The following is a 17,063-nucleotide window of genomic DNA, read 5'->3' on the forward strand; positions in this document are numbered from 1 at the left end:
GGGCCCGCGGCCCGGGGCACCCCCCTCCGGCGGCCGCTCCCGCCCCCCCCCCCCCCCCCCGGGCGGGGCGGCCCGGCCCCCGCGCCCCCCCCGCCTCTGTGTCGTGTGCAAGGGTCCGGACGTCAGTCGCGGGGCACGTCGCCGCCCGATGCGGCGTCGACCACCGTCCGGTCGCCGAGCGGTGCGTCCAGCGTCACCGTGCGGGTCAGCTCCTTGGCGATCATGACGCAGAGCCGCTTCCCGGCCGGCTTCGCCTCCGCCACCGTCACCCGCACCGTCTTCCCGTCCTCGCTCGCACTCGCCGTGTACGTGCTGCACGCCCCGCCCCAGAACGTCACCGACAGGGTCCGCCCGTCGGCGTTGTACGACAGGATCTGCCGCGAGGTCTTCTCCGTGTCCCCCGGAGGCGGGGTCGTCGCCGACGGCGCTTCCTTCTTCAGGTACGCGGGGTCCACGGCGATCCGCGACACGGTCCCGCCCGTGCCGCCCATGGCCGGCCGCACCGAGAAGAACCAGGACGGTACGAGCGTCTGCTTGCCCGCCACGTACCGCGCCGTGAGGCCGAACACGGCCTTGTCGACCGTCACGGTCGTCGTCGGCCGCTCCGCCCCGGTCCGCGTTCCGCAATGGACCTGCGGCGATTTCAGGCCGTCCTGCAGCGGTACGCCGTCCTGCAGCGGTACGGGGGTGGCGCACCCGCCGATGTCCGCGCGCCCGTCCGTCCGGGACGTCGCCGCATTCAGCTGCTTCAGCGCCTCGCCCGCGCTGATCACCGGATAGCTGTCGCCCTTCTCCGTGGCCTTCAACTGCCCGCTGCCGCCGACCACTTCACCGTCCGAACCCACCTGGATCCCGGTCGACCAGCCATAGGTGGGAAGTCCGTCCACCACCGGGTCGGCGTTCACCACCCGTACCGATCCCATGAGTTGCCTGGCGTCGAGTACGGCGTCGTCCTGCCCCACCGCCTTCAGGACCGGCGCCGCGGCGGCCCGCGCGGCGCCCTCGCCCACCGGGGAACGGCCGTCGCCCGGGACCACCTTCGTGCTCGAACAGGCCGAGACGCCCTCGCAGTTGTCCGTACCGCCGGAGCCGTACCGGGCGAAGCTCCAGGTGCCCGGCGCCTGCTTGTTCACCCGGAGGGCCGGGCCGGAGCCGTCCTTGTCGGACCCCACCTTCCACGACGTGCCCTCCGCCCGCGGCGTGCCCTCAAGGCCCAGCGCCTTCGCCAGCCGGGACACCTCCGCAGCGGAGACGGTGCCCTCGGTGCGCTGCACCGCCGCCGTACCCGGCCCCTCGGGAAGCTTGCCGGCGGCGCGATAGACCACCCGGCCGCCGTGCGGGTCGGGCTCGCCCGGCGCGATGCCGGGTGCGGCGCCCGGCGAGGACCCGTCGGGCGCCGCCGGGCCGCCCGCGTGCTCGTCCAGGGCCAGCAGAGGAGGGGTGCGCCCCCCGTCGGCCGCCGCGCTGCCACCGCTTCGGCCGTCGCCGTCCGCGGCGGTCGCGGCCCAGTACGCGCCACCACCCCCGGCCAGCAGTACGGCTGCCGCCACCGAGGCCACGGCGAGTGGCGAGCGCCGCCGGGGGCCGGTCACGTCGTTGTCGGGTCGCTCGGTGCTCACCGGATCGCTCCTTCGCCTGCGTTGCCGTCACAGACCGTCACCGGCCTGCCCTCCGTCCCGCGGGTGGGGACAACGGTGGGACGGGGCACGCGGGCGCACGGTTCCCTCGGGGGCGGGGGCCGCGACCGGAGCGCCGGGCTCAGTCGCCGTAGTCGGACATGGCGTCGATCAGCCGCGCGGAGGCCGGCGGCACGGTCACCCCGTGAATGCGGGACGGTGCGACCGGAACGGGGGAGGGCTTCGCGGGAGTCACCCAGTGCGGAGCCATGCGCGCGCAGTCACCGCGCAGCTCGGCCAGGCTGATCTCGGACTCGCGTGGAGCGTTGTGGTTCGACATACGCGCACCGTAGGCATCACACGCCTCGGGAAGAAAGCCCTACTATCGGGTAGTTTTCCCCCCTTCAGGGCGAGTGCGAGAAACGGGTAGCGTGAACTGTCACGCCGCCCCGGGAACACCGTCACCCGTTCCCCCCGATCTCCACAGGAGCAGTCTCCCCGTGCGAATCGCAGTCACCGGCTCCATCGCCACCGATCACCTCATGACCTTCCCCGGCCGTTTCGCCGACCAATTGGTCGCGGATCAGCTGCACACGGTCTCGCTGTCCTTCCTGGTCGACAACCTCGATGTGCGCCGGGGCGGTGTCGCCGCCAACATCTGCTTCGGCATGGGCCTGCTGGGCACCCGCCCGATCCTGGTCGGTGCCGCGGGCTCCGACTTCGACGAGTACCGTGCGTGGCTCGACCGCCACGGCGTCGACACCGGGTCGGTCAGGATCTCCGAGGTCCTGCACACCGCCCGTTTCGTCTGCACGACGGACGCGGACCACAACCAGATCGGTTCCTTCTACACGGGCGCGATGAGCGAGGCGCGGCTCATCGAGCTCAAGTCCGTCGCCGACCGTGTCGGCGGCCTCGACCTCGTCTCGATCGGCGCGGACGACCCCGAGGGGATGCTCCGCCACACCGAGGAGTGCCGCTCGCGCGGCATCCCGTTCGCCGCGGACTTCTCGCAGCAGATCGCGCGGATGGACGGCGACGAGATCCGGATCCTCCTGGACGGCGCCACGTACCTCTTCTCCAACGAGTACGAGAAGGGGCTCATCGAGTCCAAGACGGGCTGGAGCGACGCGGACATCCTGGCCAAGGTCGGTCACCGGGTCACCACGCTCGGCGCCCGCGGCGTGCGGATCGAGCGGGCCGGCCACGAGCCGATCGAGGTCGGCTGCCCCGAGGAGGAGATCAAGGCCGACCCGACCGGTGTCGGCGACGCCTTCAGGGCCGGATTCCTCTCCGGTCTCGCCTGGGGAGTCGGCCTGGAGCGCGCCGCCCAGGTCGGCTGCATGCTCGCCACCCTGGTCATCGAGACGGTCGGCACCCAGGAGTACACCCTGCGCCGCGCCCACTTCATGGACCGCTTCACCAAGGCGTACGGCCACGACGCCGCCGCCGAGGTCCGTGCGCACCTGGGCTGATCCCGAAGGGGAGTCTCAGGTCAGCCGGCGGACCACATAGGCCGAGCCGCGGTCCGCCGGCTCCTCGCCCACGTACTCCTGCTCGCGCATCGCGCACCAGGCCGGGATGTCCAGCCGCGCCGCCTCGTCGTCGGAGAGCACGGTCACCGTCCCGCCCAGCGGCACGTCCCCGATCACCTTCGCGAGCTCGATCACGGGGATCGGGCAGCGCTTCCCGAGGGCGTCGACCACCAGGGACGCGGACGCGGCGGGGGAGGGGGGAGCCGAGACGGGCGCCCCCAGCCTCTCCCGTACCTCTGCCACCACCCGGGGCAGTACGTCCAGGAAGCGGTCGACGTCCTCGTCCGTGGTGCCGGTCGGCAGCGACACCCGTACGTTCCCCTCCGACAGCACCCCCATGGCCCTGAGCACATGGCTCGGGGTCAGCGTGCTGCTGGTGCAGGAGGAACCGGACGACACGGAGAATTCGCACCGGTCCAGTTCATGGAGCAGGGTCTCTCCGTCGACATAGAGACAGGAGAACGTCACCAGATGCGGCAGCCGCCGCACCGGATCGCCGACCACCTCCACATCGGGCACCAGTTGCGGCACCCGGGCCCTGATGCGGTCCACCAGGGCCCGCAGCCGTACGGACTCTGCCGCCGCCTCCGCCCGCACCGCCCGCAGCGAAGCCGCAGCGGCCACGATCGCCGGGATGTTCTCGAACCCCGCGGCCCGCCCCGACTCGCGCTCGTCGGCCGGGCCCTGAGCCGCGAACCGCACCCCCTTGCGCACCGCCAGCAGCCCGACCCCCGAGGGCCCGCCCCACTTGTGCGCGCTCGCGGCCAGCAGTGACCAGCCGCCCGGCACCGGCCCCCAGCCCAGCGACTGGGCGGCGTCCACCAGCAGCGGAACCCCCGCCGCCCTGCAGACCTCCGCGACCTCGGCCACCGGCTGCTCGGTGCCGACCTCGTGATTGGCGGACTGCAGACAGGCCAGCGCGGTGTCCTCGCGCAGCGCCTGCGCGTACGCCGCCGCGCTCACCGCACCCGACCGGTCCACGGCGACCTCGGAGGCCGATCCGCCCTGGGCTTCGTGGGCGGCGGCCGAATGGAGGACGGAGGAGTGTTCGACCGCGGAGAAGACCAGATGGCGGCCGACACGCCGACGCCCCGCGAGGGCCCCGGAAACTCCTGAGTGCACCGCACGCGTCCCCGAAGGAGTGAACGTGAGCTCGTCCGGGCGGCACCCCACGGCCTCCGCGGCGGCCTCCCGGGCCGCGTCCAGCAACAGCCGGGCCCTGCGTCCCTCGCGGTAGAGCCTGGCCGGGTCGGCCCACCCCTCGTCCAGCGCGGCAAGCAGAGCCTGGCGGGCGACGGGGTGCAGGGGAGCGGAGGAAGCGGCGTCGAAGTAGGGCACACGGCCACGCTAGCCCGCGCCGGGCCGCCGCCCGGTGACAGGCCGCCCGCGCGCCCAGGAGAGGGGGCGTCAGATGGCCGCCTCAGGCCCGTACTCCACCCCTTCGGGGTGTCGGACGGCGCGTTGGGCACCCTCCCCGCGCGACCCCAAATGGCGTCCAGTAGGGTTTGGTCCGCATAAACATCCAAACCCCTGCCCGCGTCAGGGCGGCGACCGACCAGAAAGACGGCCGCGCCGACCGCGCGGGCGAGACTCTCGGGAAGGCGCTACGTGAGTCCCAACGGCTCCGACCGCTCGTCGCGGCGCCCGATGCGGCGGAAGCTGCCGCAGGTGCTGACTGCGGGCCTGGTCCTGGCGACCGCCACCGGTTGCACATACAAGGACTTTCCCCGTCTTGGTATGCCTACGCCGGTAACGGAAGAGGCGCCACGGATCCTTTCCCTCTGGCAGGGCTCGTGGGCGGCAGCGCTCGCCACGGGCGTGCTGGTCTGGGGTCTGATCCTGTGGAGCGTCATCTTCCACCGGCGCAGCCGCACCAAGGTCGAGGTTCCTACGCAGACCAGGTACAACATGCCCATCGAGGCGTTGTACACCGTGGTCCCTCTGATCATCGTCTCGGTGTTGTTCTACTTCACCGCGCGCGATGAATCGAAGCTCCTCACGCTCTCCCCCAAGCCCGCCCACACCATCAACGTGGTCGGCTACCAGTGGAGCTGGGGATTCAACTACATCGAGAACGTGGACGGCTCGCTCGCCACGGGCAAAAAGATCCCCAAGGAACTGGACGCCATCCCGGACAGGTTCCGGAAGGACTTCCCCGAGGGAGCGGAAGGCGTCTACGACTACGGCATCCCGGGAACGCGGAACCCGCAGAACGGCAACCCTGGTCCGACCCTGTGGCTGCCGAAGGGCGAGAAGGTCCGCTTCGTTCTGACTTCGCGTGACGTCATCCACTCCTTCTGGGTGGTGCCGTTCCTCATGAAGCAGGACGTCATTCCGGGCCACACCAATGCCTTCGAGGTGACTCCCAACCAGGAGGGCACCTTCATGGGCAAGTGCGCCGAGCTCTGTGGCGTCGACCACTCCCGGATGCTCTTCAACGTCAAGGTCGTCTCCCCGGAGCGCTACCAGGCGCACCTCAAGGAGCTGGCGAAGAAGGGCCAGACGGGCTACGTGCCGGCCGGCATCGCGCAGACTGACCCGGCCAGGAATGCGGAGACGAACAAACTGTGAGCATCCTCAACGAACCTCAGGGTGCCGCGGCAGCAGACGACTCGTACGAGGACGAGCTGCCGGTCCGGCGCAAGCAGCCGGGAAACGTCGTCATCAAGTGGTTGACCACCACTGACCACAAGACGATCGGCACGATGTACCTGGTCACGTCGTTCGTGTTCTTCTGCATCGGCGGTCTGATGGCGCTCATCATGCGCGCCGAGCTGGCCCGTCCCGGCACGCAGATCATGTCGAACGAGCAGTTCAACCAGGCGTTCACGATGCACGGCACGATCATGCTGCTGATGTTCGCGACGCCGCTGTTCGCCGGATTCGCGAACTGGATCATGCCGCTGCAGATCGGCGCGCCCGACGTGGCGTTCCCGCGGCTGAACATGTTCGCGTACTGGCTGTACCTCTTCGGCTCGCTCATCGCGGTGGCCGGCTTCCTCACCCCGCAGGGTGCGGCCGACTTCGGCTGGTTCGCCTACTCCCCGCTCTCGGACGCGGTCCGTTCGCCGGGTGTCGGCGCCGACATGTGGATCATGGGTCTGGCCTTCTCCGGCTTCGGCACGATCCTCGGTTCGGTCAACTTCATCACCACGATCATCTGCATGCGTGCTCCCGGCATGACGATGTTCCGCATGCCGATCTTCGTCTGGAACGTCCTGCTGACCGGTGTGCTGGTCCTGCTGGCCTTCCCGGTTCTCGCCGCCGCGCTCTTCGCGCTGGAGGCCGACCGCAAGTTCGGTGCGCATGTGTTCGATGCGTCCAATGGCGGCGCATTGCTCTGGCAACACCTCTTCTGGTTCTTCGGCCATCCAGAGGTGTACATCATCGCTCTGCCATTCTTCGGAATCATTTCCGAAGTGATTCCGGTGTTCAGTCGAAAGCCGATGTTCGGCTACATCGGTCTGATCAGCGCGACGATCGCCATCGCGGGCCTCTCCGTGACCGTGTGGGCGCACCACATGTACGTCACCGGCGGTGTGCTGTTGCCGTTCTTCTCGTTCATGACCTTCCTCATCGCGGTGCCGACCGGTGTGAAGTTCTTCAACTGGATCGGCACGATGTGGAAGGGGTCGTTGTCCTTCGAGACACCGATGCTCTGGGCCGTCGGCTTCCTGATCACCTTCACCTTCGGTGGTCTGACCGGTGTGATCCTGGCGTCGCCCCCGATGGACTTCCACGTCTCGGACTCGTACTTCGTCGTCGCGCACTTCCACTACGTCATCTTCGGCACCGTGGTCTTCGCGATGTTCTCCGGATTCCACTTCTGGTGGCCGAAGTTCACCGGCAAGATGCTGGACGAGCGGCTCGGCAAGATCACGTTCTGGACGCTGTTCGTGGGCTTCCACGGCACGTTCCTGGTGCAGCACTGGCTGGGTGCCGAGGGCATGCCGCGTCGTTACGCGGACTACCTCGCCGCGGACGGCTTCACCGCGCTGAACACGATCTCGACGATCTCCTCGTTCCTGCTCGGTCTGTCGATGCTGCCGTTCTTCTACAACGTGTGGAAGACCGCCAAGTACGGCAAGAAGGTCGAGGTCGACGACCCGTGGGGCTACGGCCGTTCGCTGGAGTGGGCGACCTCCTGCCCGCCGCCGCGGCACAACTTCCTCACCCTGCCGCGGATCCGTTCCGAGTCCCCGGCGTTCGACCTGCATCACCCGGAGATCGCGGCGCTCGAACAGCTGGAGCACCACTCCGAGGATGACAAGGCCCTCGCTGGTGGCAAGGAGGCCGGCAAGTGAAGATCCAGGGCAAGATGTTCATCTGGCTGAGCGTCTTCATGCTCGCCATGGCCATCACGTACGGCGTGTGGTCGAAGGAGCCGGCCGGTACCACCGCGCTCTTCCTGGCCTTCGGTCTGAGCGTCATGATCGGCTTCTACCTCGCCTTCACGGCGCAGCGGGTCGACGCCATGGCCCAGGACAACAAGGAAGCCGATGTCGCGGACGAGGCCGGCGAGGTGGGGTTCTTCTCCCCGCACAGCTGGCAGCCGCTCGCGCTGGCGATCGGCGGCGCCATGGCCTTCCTCGGCATCGTCTTCGGCTGGTGGCTGCTCTACTTCTCGACCCCGGTCATCCTGATCGGTCTGTTCGGCTGGGTCTTCGAGTACTACCGCGGTGAGAACCGCACCCAGTGACCTCGCGTCACCGCTCCACCTGACGGGGGGCCTGTACTTCTCCACCAAAAGAAGTACAGGCCCCCCGTTTGGAGTCACATAGCGCGCTTATAGGGATGAATCTTCATAGCGTGTGTTCATGAACCACACGCCGCGCTTCCGCCCCGTAGTGAGCTGCACTCTGCTGGTCGTGACCCTGGTCGCAGGTGTGACCGCGTGCGGGGGGTCCGACGGCCACCCGCTCGCGGCGAAACCGTACGACGCCGTGGACGAGATCTCCGCCAACGTCTCCGACGGGGACGAGAAGGTCGACTCCGACAAGCCGCTCGAACTCACCGTCGACGGTGACGACGGCCGGATCACGGACGTCACGGCCGTGGACGCGGCAGGACGCCATCTGGCGGGCGAGCTCGACGCCGACGGGAGGCGCTGGCACGCCACCTCCCCGCTCGCCGCGGGTACCCGCTACACGGTCCGGGTCAGCATGGAGGACGGCGACGGCGATCCGGGCAGCCGTACGCTCTCCTTCGGGACCACCTCGGCCAAGAAGTTCCTGAAGGTCGCCTTCGGTCCTGAGGCGGGCACCTACGGCGTCGGACAGCCCATCACGGCGGAACTCAGCGCTCCGATCAAGGACAAGGCGTCCAGGGCCATCGTGGAGCGTGCCCTGCGGGTCCGCTCGACGCCCGCCGTGACCGGCTCCTGGTACTGGGTCGACGACAAGACCCTGCACTACCGTCCGCAGGAGTACTGGCCCGCCAGGGCCACCATCGACGTCACCAGCGGCCTGGCCGGAGTCAAGGTCACCGGCGGCCTGTACGGGGCCCCCACGAAGGCGCTGAGGCTCACCACCGGCGACCGCATCGAGGCCATCACCGACGCTGCCGCACACACGATGACGGTCAAGCGCGACGGGAAAGTGATCAACACCATTCCGGTGACCACCGGCAAACCGGGCTTCGCCACCCGAAACGGTGTCAAGGTCGTGCTGGCCAAGGAATACGCCGTACGCATGCGCGGTGAGACGATCGGCATCTCGGAGAACTCGTCCGACTCGTACGACCTGATGGTCTACTACGCGACGCGCGTGACCTGGAGCGGCGAGTACGTGCACGCGGCCCCCTGGTCCGCCGGTTCGCAGGGGTACGCGAACGTCAGCCACGGCTGTACGGGGATGACCACCGGCCTGGCCGAGTGGTTCTACAACACCGTGCGCACGGGCGACATCGTCCAGGTCGTCGGCAGCCAGGGCGCGACGATGACGCCGTTCGACAACGGCTACGGCGACTGGAACCTCTCCTGGGCCAAATGGCTGAAGGGCAGCGCGCTGCAGAAGAACACCACCCCGGACCGCACGGACACGATCCAGGCGGCGCGACTGCGCCCCGAGGTCTGACCGGCCCGGGGGTGCGCCGCCCCTCAGCGGGGCCGCGGACGGATCCGCGGCGGGCCTCAGGCCATGCAGAGCCTGTTGCGCAGCAGAGCGGCCAGGGCGTCCGCGAACTCGACCGGCTCGACCGGCAGGGTCACCGCGGCGTCCGCGCGGCTCCACGTGGCCAGCCAGGCATCCTGCGGGCGCCCCATCAGCAGCAGGACGGGCGGGCAGTGGAAGATCTCGTCCTTGATCTGCCGGCAGACGCCCATACCGCCCGCGGGCGCCGCCTCGCCGTCCAGCACGCAGACATCGATGCCGCCGTTGTCCAGTGCCTCCAGGACGGCGGGCAGGGTGGCGCACTCGAGGAACTCCACCGGTGGCACGTCGGCGGCCGGCCTGCGCCCGGCTGCCAGCCTCACCTGCTCACGGGTGTTGGCGTCGTCGCTGTAGACCAGGACCGTGGCGGTCGGCTGCATTGTTCCTCCGTGACATCTGTGTCTTCGGGGCTTTCCGGGCATGAACCGATGCGCGGATCGTACTCCGCCCGATGGCCTGTCAGCACCGCCCGGGACGGCGGATTCATGGGCTGTTCGGGGAGGGCACACCCTGTTGACACACCGAACGGCACCCCCCGGAGTGAGGGCGGGATAAGGGACCGACATAATGTCGGTCGTGGCGACAGCAACGACAGTAGAAACCGGGCACGCGCACCCGTCGGTCAATCGGCCGAACCTCACCAGCGTCGGAACCATCATCTGGTTGAGTTCCGAGCTGATGTTCTTCGCGGCCCTCTTCGCGATGTACTTCACCCTGCGATCGGTGACGGGACCGGACCACTGGAAGGAAATGGCTTCGGCCCTGAACTTCCCGTTCTCCGCGACGAACACCACGATCCTGGTGCTCTCCTCACTCACCTGCCAGCTCGGCGTCTTCGCCGCGGAGCGGGGCGACGTGAAGAAGCTCCGTACCTGGTTCGTGATCACTTTCGTGATGGGTGCGATCTTCATCGGAGGCCAGGTCTTCGAGTACACCGAGCTGGTGAAGAAGGACGGCCTCTCGCTGTCCTCGGACCCGTACGGCTCGGTGTTCTACCTGACGACCGGCTTCCACGGGCTGCACGTGACAGGCGGGCTCATCGCCTTCCTGCTCGTTCTGGGCAGGACGTACGCAGCCAAGAGGTTCACCCACGAACAGGCGACCGCCGCCATCGTCGTGTCCTATTACTGGCACTTCGTCGATGTCGTGTGGATCGGCCTCTTCGCCACGATCTACATGATCAAGTAACCGGGCTCGAACCCGAACCACATCCAGCATCGACGCAGAAGATCCTGACACCGGGGTAATCCGTGAAAAAGCTCTCCGCACGACGACGCCATCCGTTGGCGGCGGTCGTCGTACTACTCCTCGCGCTGGCGGCCACTGGGGGGCTGTACGCCGCGTTTGCGCCCGCGAGTAAGGCGCAGGCCGACGACACCGCCCAGTCCCTTGCCATCGACGAGGGCAAGAAGCTGTACTCCGTCGGTTGCGCCAGCTGCCACGGAACCGGCGGTCAGGGCACCACCGACGGGCCGAGCCTGGTCGGCGTGGGCTCCGCCGCCGTGGACTTCCAGGTCGGTACGGGACGCATGCCGGCGCAGCAGCCGGGTGCCCAGGTACCGAAGAAGAAGGTCATCTACAGCCAGGCCGAGATCGACCAGCTCGCGGCGTACGTCGCGTCGCTCGGCGCCGGTCCGGTCGTTCCGACCAAGAGCCAGGTCAGCCCTGAAGGCGCGGACATCGCCAAGGGTGGCGAACTGTTCCGCACCAACTGCGCGCAGTGCCACAACTTCACCGGCCAGGGTGGTGCGCTGACGAACGGCAAGTACGCGCCCAGCCTCGAAGGCGTGAGCCCGAAGCACCTCTACGAGGCCATGCAGACCGGTCCGCAGAGCATGCCGTCCTTCCCGGACACGACGATGCCCGAGCAGCAGAAGCGGGACATCATCGCGTACGTCCAGACCGTGAACGGCGCCCAGACCGAGAACCCGGGCGGTCTCACGCTGGGCGGCCTGGGGCCGGTCAGCGAGGGTCTGTTCGCCTGGATCTTCGGACTCGGCGCACTGATCGCAGTTGCCATTTGGGTCGCGGCCCACACCGCTAAGGCCAAGAAGTCATGAGTAGCCAAGAGATTCCAGACGAGAACCTGCCCGCTGAGCAGGGCACCGCGCACGGCGCGGTAGAGGTCGCGGACGACCCGTTCGCCGACCCGGGGCTGCCGGCCCACAAGCCGCGCATCCAGGACATCGACGAACGGGCCGCGAAGCGCTCCGAGCGCGCCGTGGCGTTCATGTTCACGCTGTCCATGCTGGCGACGGTCGGCTTCATCGCCTCGTACGTCATCTTCCCGGTCGACAAGATCGTGTACATCTGGCCCTTCGGCCATGTGAGCGCGCTCAACTTCTCCCTGGGTCTGACCCTGGGCGTGGCCCTCTTCACGATCGGCGCGGGTGCCGTCCACTGGGCGCGCACCCTGATGTCCGACGTGGAGGTCGCCGACGACCGGCACGCCATCGAGGCCGAGCCCGAGGTCAAGGCGAAGGTTCTCGCCGACTTCGCGGCAGGTGCCGAGGAGTCCGCGTTCGGCCGGCGCAAGCTGATCCGCAACACCATGTTCGGTGCGCTGGCCCTGGTGCCGCTCTCCGGGGTGATGCTGCTGCGCGACCTCGGTCCGCTGCCGGAGAAGAAGCTCCGCAACACCCTGTGGGCCAAGGGCAAGCAGCTCATCAACATGAACACGATGGAGCCGCTGCGTCCTGAGGACGTCGCCGTCGGTTCGCTGACCTTCGCCATGCCCGAGGGCCTGTCGGAGGACGCGGAGGACTTCCAGAATCAGATCGCCAAGGCCGCGCTGATGATCATCCGCATCGAGCCGAAGAACATCAAGGACAAGCGCGAGCGCGAGTGGGCCCACGAGGGAATCGTGGCCTTCTCCAAGATCTGCACGCACGTCGGCTGCCCGATCAGCCTGTACGAGCAGCAGACGCACCATGTGCTCTGCCCGTGCCACCAGTCCACCTTCGACCTCTCCGACGGCGCCCGCGTCATCTTCGGTCCGGCCGGTCACGCCCTTCCGCAGCTGCGGATCGGTGTGAACAGCGAGGGCAACCTCGAGGCGCTCGGTGACTTCGAAGAGCCCGTCGGTCCTGCATTCTGGGAGCGCGGATGAGTACTGCGACCACGAACACACCCGGTGCCGCGGCACCGGGGAATCGCAAGGCGCCCGCCGGTGAGCGGGTGGCCGACTGGGCGGACGGCCGGCTCGGGATCTACTCCCTGGCCAAGGCCAACATGCGCAAGATCTTCCCGGACCACTGGTCCTTCATGCTCGGTGAGATCGCCCTCTACAGCTTCATCATCATCATCCTCACGGGTGTGTATCTGACGCTGTTCTTCCACCCGAGCATGAACGAGGTCGTGTACCACGGCTCGTACGAGCCGATGCAGGGCATCCGGATGTCCGAGGCCTACGCCTCGACGCTGGACATCAGCTTCGACGTCCGCGGTGGTCTGCTGGTCCGGCAGATCCACCACTGGGCCGCGCTGATCTTCCTGGCCGGCATGTTCGTGCACATGATGCGCGTCTTCTTCACGGGTGCCTTCCGCAAGCCGCGTGAGATCAACTGGCTGTTCGGCTTCCTGCTGTTCGTGCTGGGTATGTTCACCGGCTTCACCGGCTACTCGCTCCCGGACGACCTGCTGTCCGGTACGGGTGTCCGCTTCACCCAGGGCGCGATCCTGTCGATGCCGATCGTCGGCACGTACATCTCGATGTTCCTGTTCGGCGGAGAGTTCCCCGGACACGACTTCGTCGCCCGGTTCTACTCGATCCACATCCTGCTGCTTCCGGGCATCATGCTCGGCCTGCTGGTGGCGCACCTGATCCTGGTCTTCTACCACAAGCACACGCAGTTCGCGGGTCCGGGCCGCACCAACAAGAACGTCGTCGGTATGCCGCTGCTGCCGGTGTACATGGCGAAGGCCGGTGGCTTCTTCTTCCTGGTCTTCGGCATCATCGCCGTCATCGCGGCCATCGCGTCGATCAACCCGATCTGGGCCATCGGCCCGTACCGCCCGGACCAGGTGTCCACCGGCGCCCAGCCCGACTGGTACATGGGCTTCGCCGAGGGTCTGATCCGAGTGATGCCCGGCTGGGAGATCAACCTCTGGGGTCACACGCTCGTCCTGGGTGTGTTCATCCCGCTGATGGCCTTCGGACTGGTGCTCGCGATCATCGCGGTCTACCCGTTCGTCGAGTCCTGGGTCACCGGGGACAAGCGCGAGCACCACATCCTGGACCGCCCGCGCAACGCTCCGACCCGGACGGCCTTCGGCGTCGCCTGGATCACCGAGTACGTCATCGTCTTCATCGGCGGTGGCAACGACCTGTGGGCCACGCACTTCCACCTGTCGCTGAACGCCATCTCCTGGTTCGTCCGGATCTTCATCTTCGTGGGCCCGGTCATCGCGTTCATCGCCACCCGGCGGATCTGCCTCGGCCTCCAGCGCCGCGACAAGGAGAAGGTGCTGCACGGACGCGAGTCCGGCATCATCAAGCGCCTGCCGCACGGTGAGTTCGTCGAGATCCACGAGCCGCTCGGTCCCGAGCAGCTGCACACGCTCACCGCGCACGAGCAGTACAAGCCGGTCGAGATCGGCCCGACGGTCGACGAGAACGGTGTCGAGCGCAAGGTGCCCGTTCTGCAGAAGCTGCGGGCCAGGCTCAGCAAGGGCTACTACGGCGAGAACAACCAGATCGCCAAGCCCACCGTCGAGGAGTACAAGGAGATCACCAGCGGCCACGGTCACCACTGATCGCCTGAACTGATCGCCACAGCAGGAGCCCCGTCCATCCGATGGACGGGGCTCTTCGCTGTCCGCGGCGCTCGATAGGGTGGGCCTTACCCCTTTTCTCGGCTGTGGACCCCAGGAGCGGACCATGAACGTTGTGACCCCGGTCGGCGGCGACAGCGTGGCGGACCGTTCCTGGCCCGGCCTGCTGAACCCCCTGCTGCGCGGCGAGAACCTGACCGCGCAGGACACCGCGTGGGCGATGGACCGCATCATGAGCGGCGAGGCGAGCGATGTGCAGATCGCCGGTTTCGCGGTGGCCCTGCGTGCCAAGGGCGAGACGGTCGACGAGGTGTCGGGGCTGGTGCGTGCGATGTACGAGCACGCCAACACCATCCACGTACCCGGCCGCACGGTCGACATCGTCGGCACCGGCGGCGACCTCGCCAAGACGGTCAACATCTCCACGATGTCGGCGATCGTCATCGCGGGCACCGGCGCGAAGGTCGTCAAGCACGGCAACCGCGCCTCCTCCTCGGCGAGCGGTTCCTCCGACGTGCTGGAGAAGCTCGGCGTCAATCTGGAGCTCAGCGCGCAGCGGGTCGTCGAGGTGGCGGAGGAGGCGGGCATCACCTTCTGCTTCGCGGTGAAGTTCCACCCCGCCCTGCGGTACGCGGCCAGGGCCCGCAAGGAGCTCGGTGCCCAGACCACCTTCAACATCCTCGGACCGCTCACCAATCCGGCCAGGGTGCGGTCCCAGGCCATCGGCGTGGCCGACCTGCGGATGGCGCCGATCGTCGCGGGCGTCCTCGCGGAGCGCGGCAACTCCGCGCTGGTCTTCCGCGGTGACGACGGCCTGGACGAGCTGACGACGACCGCTACCTCGCGCGTCTGGATGGTCCGGGACGGATCGGTGCGCGAGGAGGCGTTCGACCCGCGCGACGTCGGCCTCCAGCTGGTGCCGGCACAGGCGCTGCGCGGCGCCGACGCCTCGTACAACGCGGATGTGGCCCGCCGGGTGCTGGCCGGCGAGCACGGGCCCGTACGGGAGGCCGTGCTGCTCAACTCGGCGGCCGCACTGGTCGCCCTGGACCCGACGGACGGCACGCTGAACGAGCAGATCACCGCCGGGATCGCGAAGGCCGCCGAGTCCATCGACTCCGGCGCGGCGCGGCGCGCGCTGGAGCGCTGGGTGGCGGTCAGCAACGCCTGAGAGCCCGTCGGGTGATGTGGGGCGCGGTCCGGATCCTGGACCGCGCCTTGCGCGTTCCCGTACGTATGGCAAGATGCTGCGCAGGTCATGAGTGACAGCGACTACGGCCCCGGCCCGCTGTCCGGCAACCCTCCGTCCGTGGCGGGGTGCCCCGGGTGAAGACCAGGCCGTAGGCAGCGAGGTCTGCGGCAAGCGCGGGCCCCTCGGCATCTGTGAATGCCAACCCCCGGGGTCCTGGTCCCTAGGGAGTCTCTTGTGAGCACGCGAATGCGATAGGGCTTCTCAGCCCTCCTCCGCACCCCTTTTTCACTTTCCGCTGCGCTGCCGCGTATCCGTCGGCGCATGCAATTCGCCTGCCTCTTACGGGAGTTCGCCATGTCTGTCTTGACCGCTGCCGCCGACCAGTCGCTTTGTGCTCCTCTGCCGGTTCTGGGCAAGGATGTAACGGTTCCGCTGGTCACGGGTGGTGAAGTCACCTATGCGGCTCTCGACTACGCCGCCAGTGCCCCGGCTCTCCAGCGCGTCTGGGACGACGTCGCCGCGTACGCCCCGTACTACGGCAGCGTCCACCGTGGCGCCGGGTACCTCTCGCAGCTCTCCACGGACCTCTTCGAGAACAGCCGCGCGACCGTCGCCGAGTTCCTCGGCTGCCGCGCAGACGACCAGGTGATCTTCACCCGGTCGACCACCGACTCCCTCAACCTGCTGGCCGCAGTCGTCCCCGCCGACTGCCAGGTCTTCGTCTACGAGACCGAGCACCACGCCTCCCTGCTGCCGTGGCGCGACGCCCGGGTGACCTATCTGAACGCCCCGCGCACCCCGGCGCAGGCCGTCGAGACGTTGGAGCTCGCGCTCGCCGACCGTGACCCCTACGGCCCCGCGCTGGTCTGCGTGACCGGCGCTTCCAACGTCACCGGTGAGCTGTGGCCGGTCAAGGATCTGGCGGCCGCCGCGCACGCGCACGGTGCCCGGATCGTGCTGGACGCCGCGCAGCTCGCCCCGCACCACCCCGTCGACATCGCCGAGCTGGACGTCGACTGGGTGGCCTTCTCCGGGCACAAGCTGTACGCGCCGTTCGGCTCGGGTGTGCTCGCGGGCCGGGCCGACTGGCTGCAGGACGCCGAGCCGTACCTGGCCGGCGGCGGTGCCTCCCGCAAGGTCGCCCGCCGTACCGACGGCGGGGTGGAGGTCGAGTGGCACTCCACCGCGGCCCGCCACGAGGCGGGTTCCCCCAATGTCATCGGCGTGTACTCCATCGCCTCCGCCTGCAAGGCGCTCACCGAGGCGGGCTTCGACCACCTCGTCGCCCGGGAGCAGCACCTCGTCGCCGCGGTCCGGGCCGGTCTCGCCGACGTCCCCGAGGTCAAGGTGCTCTCGCTGTTCGGTGACGACGCCCCGCGGGTCGGCGTGATCTCGTTCGTGGTGGAGGGATGGAACAGCTCGCACTTCGCCGCCGCGCTCTCCGCCGAGTACGGCATCGGGGTCCGCGACGGCCTGTTCTGCGCCCATCCGCTGGTCCGTACCCTGCTCGGCGGTGACCCGCAGGAGGTCGGCGAGTGCGGCGCGCCGGAGGCCGAGCCGGGCGAGCTCCCCCAGTCTCGAACGGACTCGACCGGGGGGACCCCCTCCCTCAACGCGATCCGGGTGAGCTTCGGCGCCGGTACGCCGGACGAGCACATCGAGCGCTTCGTCCGCGCGGTCGGGGAGCTGGTGAGCAAGGGCGCTCAGTGGAAGTACCGCACCGAGGGCGGCCGCTGCGTCCCGGACCGGGGAGCGGCGCAGCTCTGACGCGTGCGTAACGCTTCGGCGGGGGACGGGC

The 17,063-nt window shown here is 68.6% G+C and carries 15 protein-coding genes and 1 riboswitch; of the genes, 11 read left to right on the top strand and 4 right to left on the bottom strand.

Translation table 11 applies throughout. The features are described 5' to 3' along the window. Window positions 1–122: 122 nt before the first annotated feature. Both ACIOHC_RS25960 and ACIOHC_RS25965 read right to left on the bottom strand, forming a co-directional pair. Complete coding sequence (locus tag ACIOHC_RS25960) at window positions 123–1,619, bottom strand: hypothetical protein (protein ID WP_351078287.1); 1,497 nt, start codon at window positions 1,617–1,619, stop codon at window positions 123–125. Between the two features lie 139 nt (window positions 1,620–1,758). Next, window positions 1,759–1,956 carry a hypothetical protein gene (locus ACIOHC_RS25965; protein WP_401844178.1) on the bottom strand — a complete coding sequence of 66 codons (198 nt, stop codon included), beginning with the start codon at window positions 1,954–1,956 and terminating at the stop codon, window positions 1,759–1,761. A 160-nt stretch (window positions 1,957–2,116) separates the two neighbouring features. On the opposite strand from ACIOHC_RS25965, the gene ACIOHC_RS25970 reads away from it, so the two are divergent. Further along, entirely contained in the window at window positions 2,117–3,091 is a 975-nt protein-coding gene (locus ACIOHC_RS25970; RefSeq protein ID WP_351078282.1) for a carbohydrate kinase family protein, read from the top strand. Between the two features lie 15 nt (window positions 3,092–3,106). On the opposite strand, the gene ACIOHC_RS25975 is transcribed toward ACIOHC_RS25970, so the two are convergent. After that, window positions 3,107–4,489, bottom strand: a complete 1,383-nt coding sequence (locus tag ACIOHC_RS25975) for an aminotransferase class V-fold PLP-dependent enzyme (RefSeq protein ID WP_365690291.1) — start codon at window positions 4,487–4,489, stop codon at window positions 3,107–3,109. A gap of 270 nt (window positions 4,490–4,759) precedes the next feature. Between ACIOHC_RS25975 and coxB the strand changes: the two genes are divergently transcribed. The 4 genes from coxB (at window position 4,760) to ACIOHC_RS25995 (ending at window position 9,225) form a co-directional block, all read left to right on the top strand. Continuing rightward, window positions 4,760–5,722, top strand: a complete 963-nt coding sequence (coxB, locus tag ACIOHC_RS25980) for a cytochrome c oxidase subunit II (RefSeq protein ID WP_351078276.1) — start codon at window positions 4,760–4,762, stop codon at window positions 5,720–5,722. Then, entirely contained in the window at window positions 5,719–7,455 is a 1,737-nt protein-coding gene (ctaD, locus tag ACIOHC_RS25985) for a cytochrome c oxidase subunit I (protein ID WP_351078273.1), read from the top strand. The genes coxB and ctaD overlap by 4 nt, the downstream gene beginning before the upstream one ends. Continuing rightward, window positions 7,452–7,850, top strand: coding sequence for a cytochrome c oxidase subunit 4 (locus ACIOHC_RS25990; protein ID WP_351078270.1), 399 nt, complete (start codon window positions 7,452–7,454; stop codon window positions 7,848–7,850). The genes ctaD and ACIOHC_RS25990 overlap by 4 nt, the downstream gene beginning before the upstream one ends. Before the next feature lie 118 nt (window positions 7,851–7,968). Further along, on the top strand, window positions 7,969–9,225 hold the full coding sequence (locus ACIOHC_RS25995) for an Ig-like domain-containing protein (protein ID WP_351078268.1): 1,257 nt from the start codon (window positions 7,969–7,971) through the stop codon (window positions 9,223–9,225). A 56-nt stretch (window positions 9,226–9,281) separates the two neighbouring features. On the opposite strand, the gene ACIOHC_RS26000 is transcribed toward ACIOHC_RS25995, so the two are convergent. After that, window positions 9,282–9,680: a hypothetical protein gene (locus ACIOHC_RS26000; protein WP_351078266.1), complete on the bottom strand. Its 399-nt coding sequence runs from the start codon at window positions 9,678–9,680 to the stop codon at window positions 9,282–9,284. 187 nt (window positions 9,681–9,867) lie between these two features. Here ACIOHC_RS26000 and ACIOHC_RS26005 point away from each other — a divergent pair, with 187 nt between their 5' ends. From ACIOHC_RS26005 to ACIOHC_RS26030, 6 genes are all read left to right on the top strand, one after another. Beyond that, window positions 9,868–10,488 carry a heme-copper oxidase subunit III gene (locus tag ACIOHC_RS26005; RefSeq protein ID WP_114244128.1) on the top strand — a complete coding sequence of 207 codons (621 nt, stop codon included), beginning with the start codon at window positions 9,868–9,870 and terminating at the stop codon, window positions 10,486–10,488. 62 nt (window positions 10,489–10,550) lie between these two features. Continuing rightward, window positions 10,551–11,360 carry a c-type cytochrome gene (locus tag ACIOHC_RS26010; protein ID WP_351078264.1) on the top strand — a complete coding sequence of 270 codons (810 nt, stop codon included), beginning with the start codon at window positions 10,551–10,553 and terminating at the stop codon, window positions 11,358–11,360. Further along, a complete protein-coding gene (locus tag ACIOHC_RS26015; protein ID WP_351078261.1) occupies window positions 11,357–12,409 on the top strand; it encodes a Rieske 2Fe-2S domain-containing protein in 1,053 nt (350 codons plus the stop codon). Before ACIOHC_RS26010 ends, ACIOHC_RS26015 begins: the two co-directional genes overlap by 4 nt. Next, a complete protein-coding gene (locus tag ACIOHC_RS26020) occupies window positions 12,406–14,055 on the top strand; it encodes a cytochrome bc complex cytochrome b subunit (RefSeq protein WP_401844186.1) in 1,650 nt (549 codons plus the stop codon). Before ACIOHC_RS26015 ends, ACIOHC_RS26020 begins: the two co-directional genes overlap by 4 nt. Before the next feature lie 124 nt (window positions 14,056–14,179). Beyond that, window positions 14,180–15,244 carry an anthranilate phosphoribosyltransferase gene (gene trpD / locus ACIOHC_RS26025; protein ID WP_365690286.1) on the top strand — a complete coding sequence of 355 codons (1,065 nt, stop codon included), beginning with the start codon at window positions 14,180–14,182 and terminating at the stop codon, window positions 15,242–15,244. A gap of 83 nt (window positions 15,245–15,327) precedes the next feature. Then, a riboswitch (SAM riboswitch) is annotated at window positions 15,328–15,445 on the top strand. A 174-nt stretch (window positions 15,446–15,619) separates the two neighbouring features. Next, a complete protein-coding gene (locus ACIOHC_RS26030; protein ID WP_365690284.1) occupies window positions 15,620–17,032 on the top strand; it encodes an aminotransferase class V-fold PLP-dependent enzyme in 1,413 nt (470 codons plus the stop codon). Window positions 17,033–17,063 lie beyond the last annotated feature (31 nt).

This window comes from Streptomyces sp. NPDC088252, assembly GCF_044740965.1.
Taxonomy (GTDB): Bacteria; Actinomycetota; Actinomycetes; order Streptomycetales; family Streptomycetaceae; genus Streptomyces.

Coding starts and splice junctions, on each gene's coding strand:
- ACIOHC_RS25965 (WP_401844178.1), bottom strand. CDS start 1,956: ATGTCGAACCACAACGCTCCACGCGAGTCCGAGATCAGCCTGGCCGAG.
- ACIOHC_RS25995 (WP_351078268.1), top strand. CDS start 7,969: ATGAACCACACGCCGCGCTTCCGCCCCGTAGTGAGCTGCACTCTGCTG.
- ACIOHC_RS26000 (WP_351078266.1), bottom strand. CDS start 9,680: ATGCAGCCGACCGCCACGGTCCTGGTCTACAGCGACGACGCCAACACC.
- ACIOHC_RS26005 (WP_114244128.1), top strand. CDS start 9,868: ATGTCGGTCGTGGCGACAGCAACGACAGTAGAAACCGGGCACGCGCAC.
- ACIOHC_RS26015 (WP_351078261.1), top strand. CDS start 11,357: ATGAGTAGCCAAGAGATTCCAGACGAGAACCTGCCCGCTGAGCAGGGC.
- ACIOHC_RS26020 (WP_401844186.1), top strand. CDS start 12,406: ATGAGTACTGCGACCACGAACACACCCGGTGCCGCGGCACCGGGGAAT.
- trpD (WP_365690286.1), top strand. CDS start 14,180: ATGAACGTTGTGACCCCGGTCGGCGGCGACAGCGTGGCGGACCGTTCC.
- ACIOHC_RS26030 (WP_365690284.1), top strand. CDS start 15,620: ATGTCTGTCTTGACCGCTGCCGCCGACCAGTCGCTTTGTGCTCCTCTG.